At 71.3% G+C, this 4,836-nt stretch carries 7 protein-coding genes and 1 pseudogene; 4 read left to right on the top strand and 4 right to left on the bottom strand.

From position 1 onward, the window contains the following. Positions 1 to 19: 19 nt before the first annotated feature. Positions 20 to 514 carry a 2-thiouracil desulfurase family protein gene (locus E1267_RS42570; protein WP_132341826.1) on the top strand — a complete coding sequence of 165 codons (495 nt, stop codon included), beginning with the start codon at positions 20 to 22 and terminating at the stop codon, positions 512 to 514. Here E1267_RS42570 and E1267_RS42565 read toward each other — a convergent pair. The 3 genes from E1267_RS42565 to E1267_RS42560 are packed head-to-tail and all read right to left on the bottom strand — an operon-like array spanning position 490 to position 1,345. After that, positions 490 to 870, bottom strand: a complete 381-nt coding sequence (locus tag E1267_RS42565; protein ID WP_132341824.1) for a hypothetical protein — start codon at positions 868 to 870, stop codon at positions 490 to 492. The genes E1267_RS42570 and E1267_RS42565 overlap by 25 nt on opposite strands. 41 nt (positions 871 to 911) lie before the next feature. Beyond that, the gene (locus E1267_RS45135) at positions 912 to 1,061 is read right to left on the bottom strand and encodes a hypothetical protein (RefSeq protein ID WP_165960112.1); all 150 of its coding nucleotides are present in this window, start codon (positions 1,059 to 1,061) and stop codon (positions 912 to 914) included. Next, complete coding sequence (locus E1267_RS42560; RefSeq protein ID WP_246064704.1) at positions 1,043 to 1,345, bottom strand: TetR/AcrR family transcriptional regulator; 303 nt, start codon at positions 1,343 to 1,345, stop codon at positions 1,043 to 1,045. The genes E1267_RS45135 and E1267_RS42560 overlap by 19 nt, the downstream gene beginning before the upstream one ends. A 135-nt stretch (positions 1,346 to 1,480) precedes the next feature. Between E1267_RS42560 and E1267_RS42555 the strand changes: the two genes are divergently transcribed. The 3 genes from E1267_RS42555 to E1267_RS42545 all read left to right on the top strand — a co-directional run bounded on the left by E1267_RS42555 (position 1,481) and on the right by E1267_RS42545 (position 4,474). Then, positions 1,481 to 2,164 (top strand): GAP family protein, encoded by a 684-nt coding sequence (locus tag E1267_RS42555; protein WP_132341822.1) that lies wholly within the window; start codon positions 1,481 to 1,483, stop codon positions 2,162 to 2,164. A gap of 103 nt (positions 2,165 to 2,267) precedes the next feature. After that, on the top strand, positions 2,268 to 4,097 hold the full coding sequence (gene nhaA / locus E1267_RS42550) for a Na+/H+ antiporter NhaA (protein WP_132341820.1): 1,830 nt from the start codon (positions 2,268 to 2,270) through the stop codon (positions 4,095 to 4,097). Between the two features lie 5 nt (positions 4,098 to 4,102). After that, entirely contained in the window at positions 4,103 to 4,474 is a 372-nt protein-coding gene (locus E1267_RS42545; RefSeq protein ID WP_132341818.1) for a hypothetical protein, read from the top strand. A gap of 47 nt (positions 4,475 to 4,521) precedes the next feature. On the opposite strand, the pseudogene E1267_RS42540 reads toward E1267_RS42545, so the two are convergent. After that, positions 4,522 to 4,710 (bottom strand): annotated as a pseudogene (locus tag E1267_RS42540) (NADP-dependent oxidoreductase); the annotation flags it as partial. Positions 4,711 to 4,836 lie beyond the last annotated feature (126 nt).

The raw sequence follows: 4,836 nt of genomic DNA, 5'->3' as shown, positions 1-4,836 counted from the left end.
CGGTCATAGGATCGAGGACGTGGAGAGGATCCTCGTCAGCGCCTGCCTGATGGGGCGCAAGGTGCGCTACGACGGCGGCGCGAAGACCAGCTCCGACGCCTGGCTCGCCGCGTGGCGCGCGCAGGGGCGGCTGGTGCCGTTCTGTCCCGAGGTGGAGGGCGGGCTGCCGGTCCCGCGCCCGGCCGCCGAGATCGAGGACGGCGCGGGCGGCGCGGCCGTGCTCTCGGGCGCGGCCCGCGTGCTGGCGATCGACGGCTCCGACGTGACGGCCGCGTTCGTGGCGGGCGCGCGGTCGGCGCTCGCACTCGCGCGCTCGTCCGGCATCCGGATGGCGGTCCTCAAGGAGGGCAGCCCCTCGTGCGGCGTCCTTTCCGTCTACGACGGCGGCTTCGAGGGGCGGCGAGCGCGGGGCCAGGGCGTCACGACGGCGTTGCTGGAGCGGGACGGCATCCGGGTGTTCGGCGAGGACCACCTGGACGAGGCCGCCGCCTACCTGCGCACCCTGGAGACGTAGAAGGCCGCCGCGAGGCCCGCGGCGAGCACGGCCGCCATGGAGCCGTGATACCAGGCGAGCAGCGCCGAGCCCGCGTTCCCGCTGAGAGCCATGGCCAGGATCCCCAGCACCACCCCGCCCAGCGCCGCGGCGTGACTGTAGAGCAGCCCGTTCCAGGCCCAGAAGCGCCCGGACAGCGCACCATGGGCGCCGGCGAGCATGGCGGCCGCGCACAACGTCTCGACGAGCGCCGCCGGTATGATCACGGGCTCGTCCATCAGGCCCGGCGCGACCCCCCAATGCGGCAGCGCGAACGACAGGAAGACCAGCGCGTAGCAGGCCGATAGCCGGCCCAGCGCCCTGCGAAGAGCGTCCATGACGTCCACGCTGGCATCCGCCGCCGGCCGTGTCGTCGTCCCTAAGGAGTCGGCTTTGCTACGCCGTCAGGGGTAGGCAGCAGCCGTCTCGCCAGGCGGATCACCTCATCGATCGTCACCCTGGCGTCCTCGCCGGTCTCGCACGCCGCGACCTCCCGGCCCGCCTCGCCCATCATGGTCGTGAGCAGCACGACGAGCACGTGGCTCTCGCGGGTGTCCGCCAGGCCGAGCACGTGCCCTCGGCCGCCTTGGAGGTGCGCTCCTCCTGGCCGCGCGTGAACCGCTCCCACAACGCCAGGAACAGGCCGGGCTTGCCGCCGAAATGGTGGTAGAGGCTGCCGACGCTGATGCCGGACGCCTCGACGATGTCGGCCACGGTCGCCTCGGCGTAGCCCTTGTCCAGGAAGACCTCGCGGGCGGCGCGCAGCGGCGTGTCACGGGTGCCGCTCGACCGGCTCCACCGGCGGCTCATCATCGCATCTCCTTCGCCGGCGGGCGGTCGCGGCCGCCCAGAGTACTCTCCCGGCGGGCGGATGAGCAGAAAGATGTACGCCTGCTCTCGCTCCGCGGGAGGAGGCGGCGCCCCCGCGGGCCCGCGAGGATCGACGGTATGACGATCGGCCTGCTGCTCACCCTCGCCGCCCTCGCGGTCGTCGACAGCACCAGCTTCGGCACCCTTGGCATCCCCGTCTACCTGCTGCTGGCCTCCGACCGGTCACGAGGGTCACGACTGCTGATCTATCTGGCCACCGTGGCGCTCTTCTACTTCCTGGTCGGGGTCGCCCTCATGCTGGGGCTGTCCACGGCGATGGACGCCTTCGGCCACGTGCTGCGCAGCGAACCCGCCTACTGGGTGCAGCTCGCGCTCGGCGTCGGGTTGTTCGCGCTCAGCTTCAGGTTCGACCCGAAGCGGCGCGCCAGGCTCGGCAAGCCGGAACGCCGGTTCGAGCCGCGGGCAGGCGGGCCGCGCACGATGGTGCTGCTCGGGCTGACAGCCGGGATGCTCGAGGTGGCCACGATGGTGCCGTACCTGGCCGCGATCGGCATCATGACGACCTCCGGGCTGACGGCCGGGCAGTGGGGGCCCTTGCTGGCGGCATACGTGCTGGTGATGGTCCTTCCGCCGCTGGCGCTCATGGGACTGCGCGGCCTCGCGGGGGCGTGGCTGGAGCCGAAGCTGGTACGGCTGCGCGGGTGGCTGACCAGGCATGCGGCCTCGGCCTTGAGCTGGGGGCTGGCGATCGTCGGTTTCCTGCTGGCGCGGGACGCGGCGGTGTTCCTGTTCCTGCGGTGATTCCGGCGCCGCGGGCGGGGCAACGCCGGAAGGGTCCGGTCCGGGCGGCTCGGGGGCAGTTGTCCAGACACCTCTAGGATCAAACACCTGGGGGTGGACTGTCATGCTGCGGGCTTTCCTGAGAACCGAGGCGGGCGGCACGACCGTGCTGCTCGGCGCGACCGTGCTCGCCCTCGTGTGGGCCAACTCCCCCTGGGGCGACACGTACGAGGCCTTCTGGCACATCCCGACAGGCATCTCCTTCGGGGACGCGCTGTTCTCCCTCGACCTGCGGCACTGGGTCAACGACGGTCTGATGGCCGTCTTCTTCTTCCTCATCGGGCTCGAGGTGTCGTACGAGGTGCGGCTCGGCCAGCTGCGCGACCGCCGTCTCCTGGCCGTGCCCGCCCTGGCGGCCCTGGGCGGGATCCTTGTCCCGGCCGGGATCTATCTGCTGCTGAACTTCGGCGGGCCCGGCGAGGTCGGGTGGGGCGTGCCGATCGCCACCGACACCGCCTTCGTGCTGGGCGTGCTCGCCGTCGTGGGGGCCCGCTGCCCCGATCCGCTGCGGGCGTTCCTGATGACGCTGGCCATCGTGGACGACGTGCTGGCGATCCTCGTCATCGCGATCTTCTACACCGACAGCCTGTCCGTCCCCGCGCTTCTCAGCGCGTTCGCGCTGCTCGCCGCCATCCTGACGCTGCGGAAGCTGAAGATCTGGCGGGCGCCCGCCTACATCGTGCTGGGCTTCGGGCTGTGGGTGGCCACGCTGGAGAGCGGCATCCACCCCACGCTGGTCGGCATCGCGCTGGGGGTCCTGGTCTTCGTCTACGCGCCGACCGACCAGAAGCTGCTGCTCGCCGGCGAGGCCGTACAGTCGTTCACCAGCTCGCCGAGCGCGCAGGCCGCCAGGGAGGCCACGCTGCGGGTGCAGCGGGCCGTCTCGGTCAACGAGCGGCTGCGGCTGCGGCTGCAGCCGTGGAGCTCCTACGTCATCGTGCCGGTCTTCGCGCTGGCCAACGCCGGGGTCCTGCTGGACGGCGAGTCCCTGCGGGCCGCCCTCACCTCGCCTGTTTCCATCGGGGTGACGCTGGGGCTCGTGGTGGGCAAGTTCGTCGGCATCTCGCTGGGCACGTGGGTGCCGCTGCGGTTCGGATGGGGCTCCCTGCCGGGCAACCTGGTGTGGGGGCAGTTGTTCGGCGGCGCGGCGGTCTCCGGGATCGGCTTCACCGTGTCCCTGTTCATCGTGGACCTGGCCTTCGACGACAATCCGGGCATCCAGTCCCAGGCGAAGATCGGGATCCTGGCGGGGTCCCTGCTGTCCGCGGTGCTGGGCTGGCTGATCTTCAAACTGGCCTGGGACCGCGGCGGGGTGTGCGCGCCGCCCGAGGCCGAGCCCGAGGAGGATCTGCCCGAGCTGCTCTCCGTACCCGTGGGGTCCGCCGACCATGTACGCGGCCCGGCGACGGCCAGGGTGACGATCGTGGAGTACGGCGACTTCGAGTGCCCCTACTGCGGACGCCTCCACCCGGTCCTGGAGGAGCTGCGCAAGAAGAACCCCGACGTGCGGGTGGTCTTCCGGAATTTCCCGCTGCGCACCCTGCATCCGCGGGCCGCGCCCGCCGCGGTGGTGGCGGAGTCCGCGGCCGATGCGGGCAGGTTCTGGGAGATGCACGACATCCTCTACGACAACCAGCGTTTCCTCACCGACGCCGACCTCGCGCACTACGCCGCCCAGCTCGACGTCGAACCCTGGACGGACGTGCCCCGCCACACCGCCAGGATCGCCGCCGACGAGTCCTCCGGCCGGGAGAGCGGCGTACGCGGGACCCCGACCCTCTTCCTCAACGGCGTGCGCTACCAAGGCGCCCTGGACCTCGGCTCGATCGGCAAGGCGGTGGACGAGGCCCGGCGATCCGCTACCGTCGAGCAGACCCCGCAACCCCCGGAGTAGGCCTCATGCTCAGTGTGATCAGCATCATCTTCCCTCTCGTCATGGTCGTCGTGCTGGTGGGCGGCGTCATCGTGACGGCTATGAACCGACGGGCCCATGGGCGCGGCGCGACTCTGGGCATGGCGGGCTGCGCCGTCCTGCTCGTGGGGGTGCTGCTCAACGTCGTCCTCGGCTTTGTCGCCGGCTCGTTGTACGAGGCCCTGGGCGCGGGCGGCGCCGCCATGCTCATGAGCGCCGTGGGCATGCTCTTCAACGCGACCGGCACCGGCCTGCTGATCGCGGGCGTGATCGCCCGGCGTGACCCTCAGCAGCCGCACTACCCGCATTCCGGCCAGGGGCAGGGATGGCAGCAGCCGCCCTACGGCAACCAGGGCTGAAGCCACCCAGCTCAGACGCGGACCACGATTCTTTCCTCGCGTGTGTCACCCAGGCGGTGCGCGTTGGCGTGGTCGGCGACCGTCGACGCACGAGCAGGGGCGCCCACGATCGCGATGAGGTCGGGCAGGGAGCCGGAGGCCGCGGTGTCGAGCGCGATGTCGACACCGTCCGGAGCCAGGGTGGCCAGGCGCTCCGCGAGGCCGGTGCCATAGGTGGTGGGAACGGCACCGAGGGCTCGAAAGCGCGTATTGAGTGTGACAATGTGGGCGTAACTCACACATGCGTGGGGGAATCATGACGCGAGAGCAGCCAGGCGGCCACGAACCTGATCCCAACCGGACGATCAGGCACCGGTTCCCTC

It is taken from the genome of Nonomuraea longispora (genome assembly GCF_004348345.1).
Classification (GTDB): Bacteria; Actinomycetota; Actinomycetes; order Streptosporangiales; family Streptosporangiaceae; genus Nonomuraea; species Nonomuraea longispora.
This window is presented reverse-complemented; position numbering and strand designations above follow the sequence as displayed.